The 18213-nt window shown below is 58.6% G+C and carries 16 protein-coding genes and 1 pseudogene; 14 read left to right on the plus strand and 3 right to left on the minus strand.

From position 1 onward, the window contains the following. Nucleotides 1-50 precede the first annotated feature (50 nt). Entirely contained in the window at nucleotides 51-632 is a 582-nt protein-coding gene (locus tag IEI95_RS07395; protein WP_060716698.1) for a recombinase family protein, read from the minus strand. Between the two features lie 137 nt (nucleotides 633-769). Between IEI95_RS07395 and IEI95_RS07400 the strand changes: the two genes are divergently transcribed. From IEI95_RS07400 to IEI95_RS29735, 4 genes and pseudogenes are all read left to right on the plus strand, one after another. After that, nucleotides 770-3736, plus strand: coding sequence for a Tn3 family transposase (locus IEI95_RS07400; protein ID WP_070167330.1), 2967 nt, complete (start codon nucleotides 770-772; stop codon nucleotides 3734-3736). A gap of 324 nt (nucleotides 3737-4060) precedes the next feature. After that, entirely contained in the window at nucleotides 4061-4819 is a 759-nt protein-coding gene (locus IEI95_RS07405; protein WP_071206344.1) for a FadR/GntR family transcriptional regulator, read from the plus strand. Nucleotides 4820-5217: 398 nt separating this feature from the next. Continuing rightward, nucleotides 5218-6855: a carboxylesterase family protein gene (locus tag IEI95_RS07410; protein WP_071206342.1), complete on the plus strand. Its 1638-nt coding sequence runs from the start codon at nucleotides 5218-5220 to the stop codon at nucleotides 6853-6855. A 362-nt stretch (nucleotides 6856-7217) separates the two neighbouring features. Continuing rightward, nucleotides 7218-7409: pseudogene (locus IEI95_RS29735) on the plus strand (amidohydrolase family protein); the annotation flags it as partial. Nucleotides 7410-7451: 42 nt separating this feature from the next. Here IEI95_RS29735 and IEI95_RS07420 read toward each other — a convergent pair. After that, complete coding sequence (locus IEI95_RS07420; RefSeq protein WP_071206340.1) at nucleotides 7452-8159, minus strand: GntR family transcriptional regulator; 708 nt, start codon at nucleotides 8157-8159, stop codon at nucleotides 7452-7454. A 171-nt stretch (nucleotides 8160-8330) separates the two neighbouring features. On the opposite strand from IEI95_RS07420, the gene IEI95_RS07425 reads away from it, so the two are divergent. The 10 genes from IEI95_RS07425 (at nucleotide 8331) to tnpC (ending at nucleotide 17969) form a co-directional block, all read left to right on the plus strand. Then, nucleotides 8331-8933, plus strand: a complete 603-nt coding sequence (locus tag IEI95_RS07425; RefSeq protein ID WP_071206337.1) for an amino acid synthesis family protein — start codon at nucleotides 8331-8333, stop codon at nucleotides 8931-8933. Further along, the gene (locus tag IEI95_RS07430) at nucleotides 8930-10126 is read left to right on the plus strand and encodes an amidohydrolase family protein (RefSeq protein ID WP_071206335.1); all 1197 of its coding nucleotides are present in this window, start codon (nucleotides 8930-8932) and stop codon (nucleotides 10124-10126) included. Before IEI95_RS07425 ends, IEI95_RS07430 begins: the two co-directional genes overlap by 4 nt. Before the next feature lie 40 nt (nucleotides 10127-10166). After that, nucleotides 10167-10850: a DUF4286 family protein gene (locus IEI95_RS07435; RefSeq protein ID WP_071207467.1), complete on the plus strand. Its 684-nt coding sequence runs from the start codon at nucleotides 10167-10169 to the stop codon at nucleotides 10848-10850. 25 nt (nucleotides 10851-10875) lie between these two features. Further along, the gene (locus tag IEI95_RS07440) at nucleotides 10876-12138 is read left to right on the plus strand and encodes an FAD-dependent oxidoreductase (protein ID WP_337926568.1); all 1263 of its coding nucleotides are present in this window, start codon (nucleotides 10876-10878) and stop codon (nucleotides 12136-12138) included. Between the two features lie 43 nt (nucleotides 12139-12181). After that, nucleotides 12182-13162: an ABC transporter substrate-binding protein gene (locus IEI95_RS07445; RefSeq protein WP_081356564.1), complete on the plus strand. Its 981-nt coding sequence runs from the start codon at nucleotides 12182-12184 to the stop codon at nucleotides 13160-13162. A 15-nt stretch (nucleotides 13163-13177) separates the two neighbouring features. After that, nucleotides 13178-13972, plus strand: a complete 795-nt coding sequence (locus tag IEI95_RS07450) for an ABC transporter ATP-binding protein (protein ID WP_071206327.1) — start codon at nucleotides 13178-13180, stop codon at nucleotides 13970-13972. After that, nucleotides 13969-14781: an ABC transporter permease gene (locus tag IEI95_RS07455; protein WP_071206325.1), complete on the plus strand. Its 813-nt coding sequence runs from the start codon at nucleotides 13969-13971 to the stop codon at nucleotides 14779-14781. The genes IEI95_RS07450 and IEI95_RS07455 overlap by 4 nt, the downstream gene beginning before the upstream one ends. A gap of 700 nt (nucleotides 14782-15481) precedes the next feature. Then, entirely contained in the window at nucleotides 15482-15910 is a 429-nt protein-coding gene (gene tnpA / locus IEI95_RS07460; RefSeq protein WP_071205534.1) for an IS66-like element accessory protein TnpA, read from the plus strand. 11 nt (nucleotides 15911-15921) lie between these two features. Further along, nucleotides 15922-16257 carry an IS66 family insertion sequence element accessory protein TnpB gene (tnpB, locus tag IEI95_RS07465; RefSeq protein WP_197433302.1) on the plus strand — a complete coding sequence of 112 codons (336 nt, stop codon included), beginning with the start codon at nucleotides 15922-15924 and terminating at the stop codon, nucleotides 16255-16257. A gap of 47 nt (nucleotides 16258-16304) precedes the next feature. Continuing rightward, entirely contained in the window at nucleotides 16305-17969 is a 1665-nt protein-coding gene (gene tnpC / locus IEI95_RS07470; protein ID WP_071205530.1) for an IS66 family transposase, read from the plus strand. On the opposite strand, the gene IEI95_RS07475 is transcribed toward tnpC, so the two are convergent. Further along, the gene (locus IEI95_RS07475) at nucleotides 17950-18183 is read right to left on the minus strand and encodes a DUF6429 family protein (protein WP_071205529.1); all 234 of its coding nucleotides are present in this window, start codon (nucleotides 18181-18183) and stop codon (nucleotides 17950-17952) included. The two genes, tnpC and IEI95_RS07475, sit on opposite strands and share 20 nt — an antisense overlap. Nucleotides 18184-18213: the final 30 nt, after the last annotated feature.

An 18213-nucleotide genomic window follows, 5' to 3' on the forward strand; every position in this document is an offset into this window, starting at 1 on the left:
ACGACACGAAAGTGGCGAATCTGTCCGACTTTTAAGAACGTATCCGGAACTCAGGTTGGTTTGACCGTGGATGTCGTTGCTTTTTCGGCCTTGAGAGCTTCGTAGAGGGCGGTTTTCCCGATTTTCACGCGGGCCGCGGCTTCCCGGACGTTCAAACCGGCCGCCAGATGCTGGCGGGCTTTGGCAAGTTTGTCCGGGGTTACGACGACTTGTCGGCCACCGCGTCGGCCGCGTTCCTCTGCGGCTTGCAGACCGGCACGTGTTCGTTCCCGGATCAGATCGCGCTCGAACTGTGCCAGCGCGCCGAACAGGTGGAAGACCAGGCGACCGCCGGATGTCGTGGTGTCGATGTTTTCGGTGATGGATCGGAAGCCGACGCCTTTGGCCTCCAGTTCGGTGATGATCTCGATGAGGTGCTTCATCAACCGGCCGAGGCGGTCGAGCTTCCAGACTGTGAGCGTGTCGCCGTCGCGAACGTAGCGGATCGCCTCCGCCAATCCGAGTCGGTCAGTCTTCGTGCCGGATGCCTTATCCTCGAACAGCCTTTCACAACCTGCTTTGCGCAAAGCGTCGAGTTGCAGGGCGGTGTCCTGGTCGCCGGTGGAGACCCTTGCATAGCCGATAGCGGTCATGAGACGTGGTTTGTCCGATTTGCCGTTTCATGACAAGGTTTGCGGACAAGAACTGTGGATGCCGCGAAACGTTCGTTTGTCGGACACGCATTTTCCGTTTCGCTGCACTCTCCGCGGCGAAACGGGAAGATCAGAGAATGGTGCGAAGAGCATTACTGAGCGAGGCATGGTGGCAACAGGCGACGATCATCCCGGATAACGAAAGGGAGATCGCCAAACATTACACGCTGGATCGATCGGATCTCGACCTGATCATGCGACAGAACAAGGCCTCGAACAGACTGGGCCTCGCCTGTGTTCTGGCCACGCTACGATACCCTGGCCGACCGCTTGCGGATGGCGAGGTCCTGCCGGCTGGCGTCTTACGATTTCTGGCGCGGCAGATCGGCGTCGATCACCATGAGATCGAACGTTATTTCGAGCGCCCACAGACGCGGCGCGAGCATCTGGCCCTGCTTTTCGACAGAATGCAGATGCGTCCGTTTGTGCCTTCGGACGTGCGGGCACTCACAGGCTGGCTGACACCTGCCGCACAAACCCTGCGCCACGCCGATGTATTGGCGGATATGGTCGTGGAAGAACTGCGACGCAGGAGAATTCTCTTGCCAGCGCGGCCAGCGCTCGAAGCCATCATTCATGTGGCGATCAGGCGCGGCATTCGTATTGCTCATCGGGCCTTGGCCGGCGGGATCTCAGAAGGCCAAAAGCTCGATCTGGACAAGCTTCTCGATCCGCGTGAGGGGACAAGCGTGACTATTCTTGCCTGGGCGAGAACGCCAGCATTGTCGCCAGCCGCCGTCAACCTCGACAGAATTGCCGAGCGCATTCGCTTTCTCCGGTCTCTGAACCTGCCGACGACGTTGATGGATCGCATTCCGGCCAAGGTCTTTGACGAATTTGCTGCAGAGGGGACGCGAATGAGCGCGCAGCATCTGCGCGACCTTAACACCGAACGCCGACATGCTGTCCTGGCTGCAACAGTGCTCCACCTTTCCCGCCATCTCACCGATTGCGCGATCGACATGTTCAAGAAACTCATGGGCATCCTGACGCGGCGAGCCAATAACCAGGCGGCTGCTCGCGTCACCCGATCCGTTCGGGAAGTGCAGACGCCGTTGAAGGACGTTTCAAAAGTCTGCCATGCGATCATCAAGGCCAGAGAGAAGGGTGAGGACATGGCCAAAGCGCTTGATCTGGTCATCCAATGGCCAGCTTTTACAACCAGTGTCCAGGCGGTCGATACGCTGATCGCGCCGGATGTTATCGACGGTAAAATCGAAATGCTCCAGCGCTATCCGACGATCAGGAAACTGGCGCCACAGTTTCTCTCCACTCTCGTGTTCCGCGGTCACGCAGTGGCGGCGAACCTCTTGCGGGCGCTATCCGTGGTCGCGGGTCTATATCGTACGGGCAAAAGGACCATACCCGACAAGGCACCGATCTCCTTTGCGCCGAAGGGCTGGATGCCTCTCATACTCAAAGATGGAAAGATTGATCGCAGGGCTTATGAGCTTTGCCTGTTCAGCGAATTGAAGCGCCGGCTCGATGCGGGCGATGTCTGGGTGGAAGGAGCCAAACGCTTCCAGTCTTTCGAAAGCTTTCTCATTCCCACGCCGACATTCGAGCTGATGCGTGAGGAAGGACCGCTTCCAATCGCCGTTGATACCGATGTCGAGACGTATCTTCGCCAACAGCGCCAGCTGCTGAACGATGGACTGGCTGACCTCTCGCGTCTGGCCGCAGCCGGCGAGCTCGACGATGTAGAACTGACCGGGGCGGGGTTTAGCGTCACGCCGCACAAGGCTATGTTTCCGGACATCGCCAAGTCGCTGAAGCTAAAGGTGGAAAGCCGTCTGCCTGCGATCCGCATCACTGACCTTTTGCTCGAGGTTGACGCCCGAACGGAATTTTCGAACGCCTTTACCCATTTGCGCAGCGGTCGGACGGCCGACAACAAGCTTGCGCTCCTCACCGCCATCCTGGCGGACGGGATCAATCTCGGTCTCACGAGAATGGCGGACGTTTCCCCCGGCATTACGATGCGCCAACTCGCCTGGGCGCACGACTGGCATATTCGCGAGGAAGGTTACACGGCCGCGCACGCCATTCTCGTCAACGCCCAGAGGCAATTGCCTCTGGCAAGCTTGTGGGGCGATGGAACAACGTCATCCTCCGATGGCCAGTATTTTCCGGCGGGCGGACACGCCGAGGCGATCGGCGACCTCAACGGCCGCTATGGTCCCAACCCCGGCGCCAAATTCTACCGGTTCACCTCTGACCAGTACGGCGCTTTCTACATCATCGCCATGAATGCCAATGCGAGCGAAGCCATCTATGTCCTCGATGGACTGCTCTATCATGGCAGCGATCTCGCCATCGGAACCCACTATGTCGATACCGGCGGGGTAAGCGATATGAGCTTCGCCCTTTGCCATCTCGTTGGTTTCCAGATTGTGCCTCGGCTGCGCGGTCTCAAGGATCGCAAGCTCTATCTTTTCCCGCGCGACGCGCCTCCCGAAAACCTGGCGCCGCTCGTTGGCGAGCACATCAACGTCGAGCGGATCAAGGCAAACTGGAACGACATCCTGCGGCTGGTCACGACGATCCGTTCCGGGCAGGTTCGGCCTTCGACCCTGTTGGCAAAGCTGTCCGCATTCCCACGCCAGAACGGACTGGCGTTGGCGCTACGCGATCTCGGTCGCATCAATCGGTCCATCTTTCTGCCCCAGTGGTGGCAGAACCCCGAAATGCGCAGGAACGCGACGGCCGGCCTCAACAAGAGCGAATCCCAGAACACCTTGGCCCGCGCACTGTTCTTCAATCGCCTCGGAGAATTGCGCGACCGGACTTTCGAGAGCCAGTTCTACCGAGCATCTGGACTGAACCTGCTAATCAACGCCATCGTCTACTGGAACACACTCTATCTTGAACCGGCGTTCGCCGAGCTCAACCGAGATGGCATTCCCACGCCGCTTGACATCATCAAACACATTACCCCACTCGGCTGGCAGCACATCAGTCTCACCGGCGATTACATCTGGACCCCAACAGACGGCGTTGATCTCAGGCCATTGCGGCGCGAAACATCTATCCTCGCAGCGTGATCACCATACGTTCTCAAAAGTCGGACAGATCCAACACTTTCGTGTCGTGACGCCACAACGGGCATTTTCGTTCTTTTGGTATTCCGGTTTACTGGTAGACCACTTCATGATAGACAGATGCCTTCTCGTGTGTCAACGCTCGACAGACAACAATTTTATCTGCCCTGTATGCAGCCCCTTCGGGGGTCGATAAAACGAGAACGGCTCCGTGCTGTATTACGAGTCTTTGAAGCTGGATTGCCCTTGAGGCTTGGATGGAAGGGGATGCCGAATGATCAAATATGCGGACTGGATTTTCGAGAGCCGGACAGCGGGGAAACAGTCATGACGGGACTGAGCAAGATAGCCTTGACCCCGCGGGTTCCTCTCGCCTCGGAGGTTGCTCACCGGATCCTCGACTATCTGTTTTCAGGAGAGGTCAGGCCCGGAGACCAGATTCCGTCCGAACGGCAGCTTTCGGAAGCGCTCGGTGTGAACCGTCCCGCGGTCCGAGAGGCATTGCGTGCGCTTTCCTTTCTCGGCCTTCTGGAAATCCGGCAAGGCAGCGGCACCTATTTCAAGGACCCTTACGAGAACCTGCTTTTCACCATCTTCGAACTCAGCATCATGTTCGGTGACCGAAGGTTGATGGAGCTCATCGATGCACGCGCCGAACTTGAAGTTACGATGGCAGGACTGGCTGCGAAATCTAGGACAGAGGAGCAACTCCATGCGCTTTCGCAAAATCTCGAAGCGCTTCGGACGTCGAGGGGATCGGGCTTCATTGATGCCGACACCAATTTTCACAACACGATCGGCGAAGCTGCCGATAACGATGTGCTCCGAGACATGCTGAAGGGTGTGCGGACGATGGTCCGCAAGTGGCTTGGAACAAACATCCGTTCCGCCAATCCCGAGACCACCGCTATCGCATTCGGCGAACACACTCCGATCTTTGAGGCCATCCGGGACCGGGATGTGGAAGGTGCGCGCGCCGCGATGGCCCTGCATATGGCAGGCGCCAAACAGCGACTGGCCGAGTCGGTGGATCTTTTGCGAGCGACCCGCTCTGCGGAGGCCCGCCAAAGGAGCGCTGGAGCCTGATCATCCCTAAAGCGATCATCCTGACGCTCTTCATCTACATCGTTTTTGATCAGATCCTTCACATTCCCTGGCCGAGGACCGTTGTGGGTGAATTGCTACCGCCCTTTTTGCAGATCCCGGGAATGTGACGGGCTTGTCTATGGGTGAGGTGCAATCCGATGCTGTGCCGGCATATCTGGTTTGCTGCTTGCGTCGCTTGTTGAGCCGCGGCTTGGTCGCCTAGAATGAAGTTGGTGTGGTTTCTTTTGCGCCCTGTGCAGTGCCGATTGAGCCGTAGGTTTGAGTCTGCCGCGCGGGCGCGGGACAGAACGAAATCTGCCAGTATTAAAGGGGAGGATGTCTTGAACGGGAAGTCACGTTGGGAAGGTTGCGCTCGGCACAGCCGTTGGGCGATCTTCATGCTGATCCTGGGAAGTGCCGTTTCGGGAAGTTTTGGAACGGCAACATTTGCTCAGGATGAAGCGATCGAAGAAGCGCTGGTCACGGGAGGAAAAGTTCAAGGATCGTTGAGCGATACTCCGGGCGTGACACAGTTTCTCGGCATTCCTTTTGCCGGGAACGTCGGCGGAGAAAATCGCTGGAAGCCGGCGCCACCCGTCAAGCCGTGGGACGGCGTTCTGGTCGCCGACAAATGGGGCGACCAGATGCTTCAGGATCCCAACAAGCTGAGCGATGCACCGATCAGCGACAATGGCTTGAACCTGGCGATCTGGACGCCGGCTCACAGCAGCAGTGACAGGTTGCCCGTCTATATGCTGATCCATGGCGGCGCGAACCGCCTGGGTGCCAATGGGATGAAGGATCTGTATGCTGCACAGCTCGCGGCAAAGGGCGTCGTGGTCGTGTCGGTTCAATATCGACTTGGCGCGCCGGCCTGGTTGTCGCTTCCCGAGATGGCCAAGGCGAGCTCGGCAGGCCCGAAGGGTAATTTCGGCGTGCTGGATCTGGTTGATGCGCTCAAATGGATTCAGAAAAACGTCCAAGCGTTTGGCGGTGATCCCGCAACCGTCACGATTGGCGGACAATCGGCCGGTGGTGAAAACACCGTTGCTCTGCTTCGCACGCCGCTTGCCAAGGGGCTGTTCAAGCGCGCATTCATCCAGTCGAGTTTTACCGGCTTCCTGCCAGGTAAGACCGTGGATTTCGCCCAGAAATCGAAACAGAACCAGGAAGCCGTGAATAAGATATTTGGCAAGGAGATGACTCTTGCCGATCTGCGTGCCGTTGAATCCAAGGTCTGGCTCGACAAGTGGCAAAGTGGGAAGGAAACATTGTTCGGCGTCATGGCCGGTGCGGTGGCAACTAACCAGTTCTACACCATCGACGACTATGTTTTCACAAAGGATTCCGTGAATCTTCTCCAGCCGGGCGATTTCGACGGGTTGGACGTCATCATAGGTCAGACGGCCGACGAATATACAGGTTTGCGACCGAACGACCTCAAGATGACGGACGAGGAGCAGCACAAGGCCATGCTGGCGGCCATTCGTCCTTATCAGGCAGGCAATGTAGATGAAAATGTGTTTTCGCTTTACGCCACGGACGATCCCGTCGAGGCTTACCGCCTGTCACTGCGGATGCTTAACGACTACATGTTCGAATACGTGCGGATAGGCGCTGAATATGCCAAGGCGCACAGCAACGCCAATGTTTATCTCTATTACTGGGATCATTGGCCGCCAGGCAAGGATCAAGGTTTCCGCCGCGCTTGGCATGCGGGCGATAACTGGTATTTCAACAGCTCGCTGCGCCTGGGCAACCGCGATCAACTACCCTGGACGGATCCGGATATCGCCATGCGCGACATCTCCGTCAGCTACCTCGCGAATTTTATCAAGTCCGGGGATCCGAACGGCCACAACGTTCCGCATTGGGGGCAGGTCACGCCGAAATCCGGCGGTCAGTTCCTCCGATTCCATGAGGGTGAAGCATCCATGCGCACGTCCACTCTTTACCCGTCACGGGACCGATATCTCCGCGAGGAGGTCCTTAAGGGGATTGGTATGACAGAGGACCAGGTTAGGGGTCGCAATTGAGCAAAGTGTGGCGATAGACGCCATCCTTTGCTGGCTGGTCTAGACGATCGGCCGAGGAAGAGCGTGGCGGGGATCTAGGATCTTCTCGCCGCGCGCCGCGGGCATCGCCCATCACGTCCGTTCCGCCGAGATTTCCGCTGAATGGACAACGGTTCGCGCCGACCTTGTTTACCGCGTCTGCGAGCTTCTTCCGCAGAACTTCGTACCTGTCGGGTTGCTGCCGCAGTTTCGCGGACAAGCGCCGCCGGAATGCATTGCAGAACTGGGTCGTATCGGTGAGAAGCTCGGCTTCGTCGGCACAGCCTCAATTCCTCCACGTCCGGCGGCCATTGGATTTTTAAATCACGGGGGGCAAGCCCCTTATCCCCCGTTATGAGGCGATGGCGGAGCTTGAAGTGCCCGCGATGATGCACGTCTCGTCCTCGCAAAACGATAATTTCTATGCCACCGGCCCGCACATCAATGCGGATACGACCGCCTTTATGCAGCAGATTCAAGGGGATCTGTTCAAGTGCTTTCCGACGCTGAAGTTCATAATCCCGCATGGCGGCGGTGCGGCTCTCTACCACAACGGCCTGAGAATTAACGTTTCGGCCTTAGTCCGTCGCCAGATGTTTGACTCCATAGCTTGCTCTGCCAGAGCGTGCGTAAACTTCTGCGGCTGCGCGGGACGCATTGATGACATGAGCGGCCGCAGTTTTACGTGCGCGTTGCTCGTCCCCCTCAGAGATGGCGTCCGCGATAGCCGACATCTCCTCCAAGGACGCGCGGGCCCGGCCGGGTTGGGACATAGACATCCCGCGAAGAAAGCTGATGCGCGCATGTAGACCGTCGATGATTTCCGCAATCACAGAATTCCCAGCTGAACGCAGAATTGAGTCATAGAACTCCCTGGTGTGAGAAATTTGGCCGGCAGCATTTCCCTGCTCGACGGCATGCCGAAAAGCGGCAAGGGCCCCGCGCATTTCCTCCAGATCGGAAGGGAGGGCGTTCCTCGCAGCCAAAGCCGCCGCCTCCGCTTCGAGCAAGTTGCGGGCCTGGTAGATCTCCTGGGCTTTAGACCACGGCAGCACGGGAACGATCGGGCCGCGATTTGGTATGATATCGACAAGCCGCTCAGCTTCGAGACGCCTCAGAGCCTCTCTGAGAGATGGTCTGCTGATGCTCAGCAATTGACATAGCTCGGCTTCCACAAGCCGGTCGCCAGGGCGGAAACGCCCTTCAAGAATGGCGCTACGCAACGCGCGCACCGTTTCGTCCAATACCGTGCCGTTGACGGCGCCGCGATCGATCTTGGTTTGCAAAATACCTCCCTACGGTTCTTTTTCTTGCTGCGGCTTCACCATAGCATGCTTCCGATCGTCAGACAAACAGATCGTCCCTCGCAATTTTGTCTGACGATATGCGGTTATGCTTGACATATTGTAAGACGATAAGTATCTTCCCACTAGAAGCAATTGTAGGCGATTATCCCAATGGAACTAAATATCCGTCGTATGCTGACGGTCAAAGACGACGCCTATGACGATGGCGTCACCCGCGTGGAAAGGCCGCTTCGAAAGGTGGCCGTCATCTTCGTCGTCGCGAATCCGCTTGCCGGTACGCGGGGAGCCAATGTGCAGGGGTTGATCGACGTCAGCCCGAAGCTTGGTGAAATGATGGGGCGCAAGCTCGTCGAGGCGATGGGAGAGTTCGAGATCCAGGGCTATGGCAAGGGCGGCCTCGTGGGGCTGGGCGGAGAGCAGGAGCATGCCAACGCCTTGCTGACGACCGCTTTTGCCAACCCGCTGCGGAGTCAGATTGGCGGGGGGGAAGCGTGGATTTCTTCCTACCAAAAGGTTGTCGCACCGAATGCGGTCATCGACATCCCGATGAACCACAAGGACGAAATCTATGTCCGTTCGCATTATGACGGCATGACCCTCACCGTTCCGAACGGGCCTCAATACGACGAGATCGCGATCATCTTCTGTGCCGCGAGCCGCGGACGGCTGAGTGCCCGCGTCGGCGGCCTTACCCATGAGGAGGTGCTGACGCGCAAGATGGCTGTTCAGGCTAGTCGGGAGGGCGCGACGTGAAGACCGCGATCGTCAACATTGGCAAGATAGTGTCCGGTGATCTGGCCGCTCCCTTCGTGGCCGGGGATGGCCTTTTGATGGAAGATGGGCGCATCGCCGAAATTGGAAGCCTCGATGCCGCACAGATCGAGGCTGCTGATGTGGTCATCGATGCCGACGGCGCGGTCGCGATTCCCGGGCTCATCGATTCCCACGTCCATATCACCTTCGGCGACTACACGCCGCGGCAAAAGACGGTCGGCTATCTCGAAAGCTATGTTCATGGCGGTGTCACGTCATCGGTCTCCGCCTCGGAGGTGCATGTTCCCGGCCGGCCCAAAGATCCTGCGGGTGTGAAGGCGCTCGCTGTCGCGGCCATGAAGTGTTTCGAGACATTCCGGCCAGGTGGCATGCGCGTTCATGCAGGCGCGGTCATATTGGAACCCGGCCTCACGGCCGCCGACATGGTGGAGTTACGTTCCCTGGGGCTGCGTTATGCGAAGGCCGGGTTCGGGGCGTTCGCCACTCCGTTCGACTATGCATCCCTGGTCAAGGCGGCTCGAGATGCCGGGCTCATTACGATGGCGCATACCGGCGGAGCATCTATACCCGGGTCCTCCGGAATTTGGGCGGAACACATTCTTGCAATGAACCCCCATGTTTCGTTTCACGTCAATGGCGGTCCGATAGCAATGCCCGAAGCGGGCTTCGAACGGCTGGTATGCGAATCTGAAGTTGCCTTGCAGATCTGCACCGCGGGAAACCTGCGTACCGCCCTGCTTGTGGCCGATCTTGCGACGAAACATGACAAGCTCGACCGACTTTTGATCGCCACCGATACGCCCACCGGAAGCGGGATCATGCCGCTCGGAATGCTGTATACGATCAGCCATCTTTGCGCGCTGAGTGATATGCCCCCGGAAATTGCGATTGCAGCCGCAACCGGAAACAATGCGAGGGTTTTCGGGCTTTCTTCCGGCATACTGGCTGTGGGCCGAGATGCGGATGTCGTGCTGGTCGATGCGGGCGCAGGCGGATCGCAGACGGATGCTTTGGCAGCGTTGCGAAACGGCGACATACCTGCCGTGTGCGCGGTCGTTACGGATGGCGTTCCCCGTTTTGTCGGGCGCAGCCGAAACACGCCAGCCGGCCAGCGCAACGTTCGCACGGCGTCCAGCCGCATCGTCAATCTTTTCGATCACACGGGACATTGAACCTCGTCGCTTTTTGCCCCGCAAGCAGCCAGGAGCAACCATGCCTGCCGATGCCGTTCTCTTCTCTGAAATGACGCCCCAGCCGGATTGGGAAGATACCTTCAACACGTGGTACGACACGGAGCACATCCCGATTCGGATGAAAGTCCCAGGTTTCGAGGGCGCGCAGCGCTATCGCGATATCGCAGGCGGCGGATATCTTGCCGTGTATGACATGGCTGCGCCCGAAGTGCTCGAAAGCGCTGAATATCTGCAGATCAAGAACAGCCCTTCAGAGCAGACCGCCTCCATGCTGGGATCGGTGTCCGGCTTCACCCGCTATACAGGCAAGCTAATCGGCTTGCAGATGCGGCCGCAGGTGGAGGACGTGGACATGCTTCTCTCATCACCATTCCTGTATGCGGTCTTCTTCAGCGTTCCCGCAGACAGCGAGGCGGATTTCAACGCGTGGTACGACGCTGAACACGTCCCCATGCTGCTTGGCTGCGCCGAATGGCTCGGATGTCGGCGCTATCGGATCGTGTCGGGCGCTCCCGAAAACTTCACCCATATCGCCCTGCACCATCTGAAGGACCTGTCGGCACTCGACAGCCCGGAACGGGCGCGTGCGCGAAGGACAGAGTGGCGCGACCGGCTCGCGTCCAACGACTGGTTCAAGGGAAGCTATGGTACGTTTGCCCGTCATGGCGAGCGGTTTATCGGGGACGCCCCGCAGTTATCCTGACGCAGTTTCTTCGTCATCGCCGCGGATGCCCGCCGTACCGGCCATCGCGATCATTTTAGAAGGCAAAGTGAGAATGGATAATCGTATCGTTATCGTCGGCGCTGGACCGGCAGGTCTCGTGACCGCGCTGACCCTCGTGAAGGCAGGCCTACCCGTTCTGGTTATCGAACGAAACGCCACGCTGCTGGACGATCCGCGTGCGGCGACGATCCATCCCGCGACGCTCGATATTCTGGACGAGTTGGGCATCGTGGACAAGGTGAAGGAGGAAGGGCTGTACGCGCCGGTCTTCCAGTTCTGGGACCGCCCGTCGGGCGCGATGGTCGCCGAGTTCGATCATGCGTTGCTGAAGGGAGAGACCCGCCACCCCTATGTTATTCAGTGTGAACAGTTCAAGCTGTCGCGTATCGTCTGCGATCTTATTTCCGCCAATGCGCTTGCCGAGATTCGTTTCAATGCGAATGTCCAGGAGATCGCGGTTGTCGATGAAGGCAAGGTCCGCCTGACGGTTTCGACGCCCGAAGGAAATGAGACGATCGAAACGCCCTGGCTGATCGGTTGCGACGGCGGTCGCAGCACCGTGCGCAAGTCGGCGGGCATCGAATTTGGTGGCTTCACGTGGCCGGAGCGTTTCGTGGTCATCACCACGCCCTTCGATTTCGCGGCAGAGCATGGCTATAGCTATCGCAGCTACTTCGCCGATCCCGACGAATGGTGCAATTGCTTCAAGGTGAGCGGCTATGACGGGGTGGCGTTGTGGCGTACTGTATTTCCGGCCGATCCGGCCATCGGCGATGACGAGTTGCTCAGCCGGCAATTCGCCGAGCAGAAGCTTCAGCGCTTCTTTCCCAAAAGCTCGCCCTACGAGGTCGTTCATCACAATATCTACACGGTTCATCAGCGCGTCGCGGAGACCTTCCGGAAGGGCCGTGTTCTCCTCGCCGGGGATTCGGCCCATATCAACAATCCGATCGGCGGGATGGGGTTGAACGGCGGCGTGCAGGACGCCTTCAGCCTGGGGCAGAAGCTTGCGACCGTTATCAGAGCAGAAGCTGGCGAGCACGTTCTCGACCTTTACGATTTTCAGCGCCGCACGATCACCACGAAATTCGTTCAGGAACAGTCGATCCAGAATAAGAAGCGGCTTGAGGCGAAAGACGCCGATGTGCGCCAGCGTAATCTCGATGAACTCCGGTCGATTGCCGCCGATGCAAAGCTCGCCAAGGAGTTCCTGATGCGAACCTCGATGATCGCTGCACAGCGCGCGGCCAACGCGCTCACCTTGTAGCCGTAACTCGTACTCACAGACAAATAAAGAAAAGGGGAATGACATGAAAATAACGAGCAAATTTACTTACATCGCCGCCATGCTGGTCCTTTGCGCAGGCTCCGCCCATGGCGCGGAAACGTTCCGCTATGGAACCGTCGCCATCAAGGGAGATGCCGGTTTCGTATACATGGGCACGCAACCCGGCATCACCAAAAAATATGGTGCCGACATCGACCTGCAAGCTTTTCAGGGTGACGCTATTCTTTTGAAAGCGCTTATCGCCGGCCAGATCGACGCCTATATCGGCAATCCTGGCGGTCCGATGATTGCCGCAAGCAAGGGCGCGAACATCAAGATCGTGGGATGCCCGTGGCCCGGACTTACCTATGCCCTCTACACGAAATCCGATGTCGGGTCGGTCGCGGACCTGCGCGGCAAGACGATCGGCGTTTCCGCTCCAGGAGCGTTGCCCGACCTTTTTGCCAAAGCAGTGGTCATGTCGGCCGGCATGACCGCTAGTGACGTGAAATTTACCGTATCAGGCAGCGATGCCGAACGCGTGGCGGCGGTTGCCGCTGGCGTTACCGCTGCCGCACCCAGCTCAAGCGAATTCACCGCCAAGGCTGCGAGCCTTGGTCTGAAGCAATTGGTCCATGCTCGCGATATCGTTCCCAAGTATATACGGTTCTGCATCATGACGCGCGGCGACCTGCTCAAGAGCGAGCCCGGTCGGGTCGAAGCCTTCCTTGCGGCGCAGATCGATGGTTTTTCGAAAGCCCTCAATGACAAGAAGGCGATGACGGAACTGTCTTTCGAAAAAGCCAACCTGCCGAAGGACGATCCTTCGCCGGAGCTGATCTACAACGAGGTGACGCAGTATAATGCTGTCGATCCCACTATGGCCGTAAACGTCGAAAACCTGGCCTGGATGCGGGATCTGCTAGTGAAGACAGGCAACATCAAAGGTGATTTCGACCCCGCGACCATGGTCGATACGGCTGTGCTGACAAAGGCCCGTGCTCTTGCCTCCAGCAAGCAGTAGGCCGGAGGATTAACAGTGTCACTTGTCCAACTGCAGAATGTCGCCAAGACCTTCCTCACGAAGGTCGGCGGCAGCAAAAGGAGTGTCGAGGCTCTCCGCGGAGTTTCGTTCAACGTCGAAAGGGGAGAGATACTAGCTATCACGGGGGCAAGTGGCTGCGGGAAGACCACGTTGCTGAGAATTATCATGGGCTTGGAACAACTGACGACGGGCGCGGTGTTTGTCGGCGGCAGACACGTTGATGGATGTGGTTACGACCGAGGGCTGGTCTTTCAGCATGCGGAATTGCTTCCGTGGCGCAACGCGCTGAAGAACGTCGCCTTCGGCCTGGAACTAAAGGGCGTGGCTACTCCCGAGCGCGAAGTCGCGGCTCGCGAGTTCCTCGAACTTGTCGGCCTCGGCAATGCTGCCGATCGTCTGCCTCACCAGCTTTCGGGCGGGATGAAACAGCGCGTCGGGATTGCGAGGGCGCTGGCCATTCAGCCGGAAGTCCTGCTGATGGACGAGCCGTTCGGCGCGCTGGATGCCCAGACCCGCGAAGGTTTGCAGGACGAGCTCATGGAGATACAGACGAAGACGCAGCAGACCGTTATCATCGTCACCCACGATCTAGACGAAGCGGTGCTGCTGGCCGACAGGGTCGTCGTCATGGAAAAAGGGGTGGTGAAGGAAATCCTCAATATCAAGCTGCCGCGACCGAGGCCGAGTCTTGCGGCTCTAAGGGGCAATCCCGAATTTGGCGACAAGCGGTTGCGCCTCTGGGAGCTTCTCAGACAGGGCAAAGGAAAGCAGGAAGGCAGAGCATCATGACGATGGAGACAAACAGTCCTAAAGCGCGTAGTCCGTTGTTTTCGGCCGCCCGGGCCTCCTTGGATCGCCGGTTGCTCACAATTTTCTCATTGGTCGTCTTCTTTGCGTTCTGGGAAATGTTTGGGCGACAGATCAATCCGTTGTTCGGATCATATCCATCGGCAATCGCTGAAAAGCTCGTGGAAATGACGCTCAACGGCCGTTTGCCGACGGCATTCTTTCAAAGCATGCAGGTCTTCTTCTTGGGGTTTGCGATTGCCACGCTTAGCGGCATAAGTCTCGGCCTAGTGCTTGGTCGGTCGCGTTCGCTTGAAGCTCTGTTTGGTTTCTATCTGACCGCCGGAAACTCGATGCCGATGATCGCAGTCGTGCCCCTGTTCATCCTGTGGTTCGGTCTCGGTTTCGGCGTGAAAGTCGCGATTATCGCCGCCCTTTCCTTTTTCCCTATCTGCATCAGCACCTGGGACGGCGTGCGATCGGTTCCCAAATCCCTGGTTGAGGTCGGAAGATCTTTTGTTGGCTCACGTTCGGCGATCCTCTTCAAGATTGTGCTACCGGCTTCGGTGCCATCGATCATGGCCGGCCTCCGGCTTGCCGTCGGCAAGGGTGTTATCGCACTCGTAATCGCGGAGTTCCTGACATCATTGTCCGGACTTGGAGGGATCATCCTCAGCGCAGCAAACAACTTCGACACCGCCGAAATGCTGGCTCCCATCGTGGTTCTGCTGGCTTTCGCTGTCGCGTTGAATGCGGTAATGCTGAGGCTGGAGCGGTTCTTGGCACCGTGGCATCTCGAGGTGACGGGGTAAGAGGCTCGCCGGCCTCCTGCAACGCCGCCAGGCGCCGATCCGATCCGCGGCAGGGCCTTTTCGCCGCGCCAACTGGCCGGCGTCCTGATGAGGCATGAACAGCAGCTTTATTATGGTGGTCGGCAGAAGGCGTCCGAGCGCCACGCACCAGGCGATAGCTTCTCGAAATTCACGATCCGATCTGGGAGGAGCGTGGACGACTTTCCCGGCAGCGTTCCGTTCTTGAATGGGACAGGGGATCTTGCCTGTCGTGTTTTCGACGTTGTTCGAAATGTAGAAAGCTCTTGAACCGCTGGAGCGACAGGACTGGCTCAGTGGGCAACTCGCCGCGGCCCATCTGGGCGTTCGGGGAAAGATCGTTTCGCATCTACGGTCAAACACGCCTCACTAAGAACGCGTGAAAGACGCGGCCGAAGTGCACTTTCCCTTCTGCGTCGGTCCCTACCGACGCTTCCCTGCCGAACATTCGCTTCGGTCTTGCTCATTTTCTCGACAATCTTACGCGTGCGAGATGACAGGACCAAGCCTACAAATTCCGAGACGCTGAGCGGAAACATGGCGGGTTCCCTCAGTTCCTCAAAATTCCAAAACCGCGAATGGCAGCAAGCTGGTACGCCTCCGAAGAAGGCCGCATTGTGCTTGTGAGTGATGCCGTGGATGGTCTGTCTATATAGACGGCAATATAGACGGTGCTTTAACCATGGACATTATGGATGACCGCCCGGGTCTGGTCAGCCGGATGGAGATTGTCGAGAGGGGTCGACGTCGGCGATTCACGGATGAGGCGAAGCTGGCGATCGTGGCGGAAAGTTATAGCGGTCTGCGCCAGGTCACCGCAACGGCAGCGCGTCACGGGATCACGCGCTGGCAGTTGAACGGGTGGCGCAGGGCCGCGCGTGAAGGAAAGCTTTCCGGGACTTCAGCGGATGGCTTCGTACCGGCACTGATCGTACCGGAGCCCAGTGTCGCAACAGCCGAGCCCGCATCGACTACGCCCGTGCAGCCCCTCGCAACGAACTGCGGTCGCATGGAAGTCATGAGCGCGAACGGCAGGCGTATCATCGTAGATCGGGATGTCGACGTTGAGGCGTTGCTGCGGATCATGCGTGGTCTGGAGACGCTGAGATGAACCCATTTCCAATGGGATCAGGGGTCAAGGTGTGGCTGGCGACGGGCCATACCGACATGCGGTGCGGCTTTCCTTCGTTGGCGCTACGGGTACAGGAAGTCTTGAAGCATGAGCCATTGTCAGGCCACCTGTTCGTCTTCCGGGGTCGCAGATCGGATATTTTGAAGATCATTTGGCACGATGGATTGGGCGCTTGTCTGTTTACCCGACGGCTGGAGAAAGGTCGGTTCATTTGGCCGAATGTGGAGGGCGGCGCGGTTGCGATTTCGCCGGCGCAGCTATCTTATTTGCTTTCCGGGATAGACTGGCGCAACCCGCAAGAAACATGGCGCCCGACGCGGGTTTGAGTGCATTTTGCGATTGAATTTGCCGCCAGGTCTGATTCACTATCACCATGACGACGGCACCGTTCTCCCTTCCTTCGGACCTTGCCAGCGCCCAGGCGGCGCTGCTGGCTGAACGTGAAGCGCGGTTGCGCAGCGAGGCCGAGCGGGATGCCGCCGTCGCCGAAGCGGCGAATGCCCAAGCCAGGCTCTCCAGCACCGAAGCTTTGATCGCGTATCTGCAACTGCAGATCGGAAAACTGGAACGTGAACAATACGGCCCGCGCCGTGAGCGCACCCAGCGGCTTATCGACCAGCTTGAATTGCAACTCGAGGAACTGGTGGCTGCGGCGACCGAGGATGAACTGGCGGCTGAAGCTGCTGCGGCGAAAGCCCAGACCGTACGTGCCTTCACGCGCAAGCGACCGGTACGCAAGCCCTGGCCGGATAATATCGAGCGCGAACGCGTCGTCATAGATGCCCCCACGGTTTGCAACGGCTGTGGCAGCTCGCGGCTGTCGAAGCTTGGTGAGGACATTACCGAGACATTGGAGGAGATCCCCCGCCGCTTCAAGGTGATCGAAACGGTGCGAGAGAAGTTCACTTGCCGTGATTGCGAGGCGATCAGCCAGGCGCCGGCGCCGTTCTACACCACGCCGCGGGGCTTCCTCGGCCCCAACCTGCTGGCGGCGATCATGTTCGACAAGTTCGCCCAGCACCAGCCGCTGAACAGGCAGGGCCGACGCTTCAAATGCGAGGGGATCGATCTGTCGACCCAGACGCTGGCCGATCAGGTCGGCCATGTCAGCGCCGCCGTCAAGCCGCTCTTCGATTTGGTCGAAAGCCACGTGTTCGAGGCCGAGCGGCTTCACGGCGACGACACGACGATACCGATCCTGGCCAAAGGACAATGCACGACGGGCCGCATATGGACATATGTGCGCGACGACAAGCCCTTCGCAGGTCCCGCGCCGCCCGCGGCGGTCTTTTACGCCTCCAGCGACCGGCGCGGCGAACATCCGCAAAAACACCTGGCCGAATTCGAAGGCATTCTGCAGGCCGATTGCTATAACGGCTTCAATCCCTTGTTCGATTGGACGACGAAACAGGTGCCGGTGACGCCTGCCTTCTGCTTTGCCCATGCGCGCCGAAAGTTCTTCGAACTTGCCGATGTCTCTCGAAACGCCCGTCGGGGCAAAGGTGCAAAACCTATCTCGGCAACTGCGCTGGAGGCGGTGAAGCGGATCGACGCCCTTTTTGACATTGAGCGTGACATCAACGGATGGAGCGCCGATGAGCGGCTCGCCGTGCGTCAGGAAAAAAGCAAGCCGCTGCTCGTCGACATGGAAGAGTGGCTGCGCCGGGAACGAGAGAGCCTGTCGCGGTCCTCACCCGTGATCGAACCTATCAATTACATGCTGTCGCGCTGGGCCGACTTCGCCCGATACGTCGACGATGGCAGAATCTGCATGACGAATAACGCGGCGGAAAGAGCCTTGCGCGGAATTGCCCTGGGGCGCCGAAACTGGACATTCGCCGGTTCCGAACGCGGTGCGGACCGCGCGGCAGTCATGCTAACCCTGCTCACGACTGCGCGTCTGAACGAAATCGATCCCAAGGCCTGGCTCGCCGACGTGCTCGCACGTATCGCAGACACTCCCGTCTCCCGCCTGCATGAATTGCTGCCTTGGAAGTGGAAGGCGCAAAGATCCCCATCTACCCTGGCTGCCGCGTAAACAGCTGTCGGAATAGCTCCTCCGACTGCCGCAGGCCTTCATCCGTCAGAATGAGCGACTTCGACTTGTTGACCGGATCGCCGATCAAACCCTTCTTGTGGAGCCTATCTGTCGTTGCCCAGTCAAAGCCTTTCCAGGCGCAGCACTCGTCGTGGAGCGTTAGCCACAACAGCGCAAGAACCGCATCGTCGATCTTGTCCTCGTCGATATCCATTCATCGATCTTACCATGCGCGATGAGCAAA

It is taken from the genome of Agrobacterium vitis (genome assembly GCF_014926405.1).
Taxonomy (GTDB): Bacteria; Pseudomonadota; Alphaproteobacteria; order Rhizobiales; family Rhizobiaceae; genus Allorhizobium; species Allorhizobium vitis_H.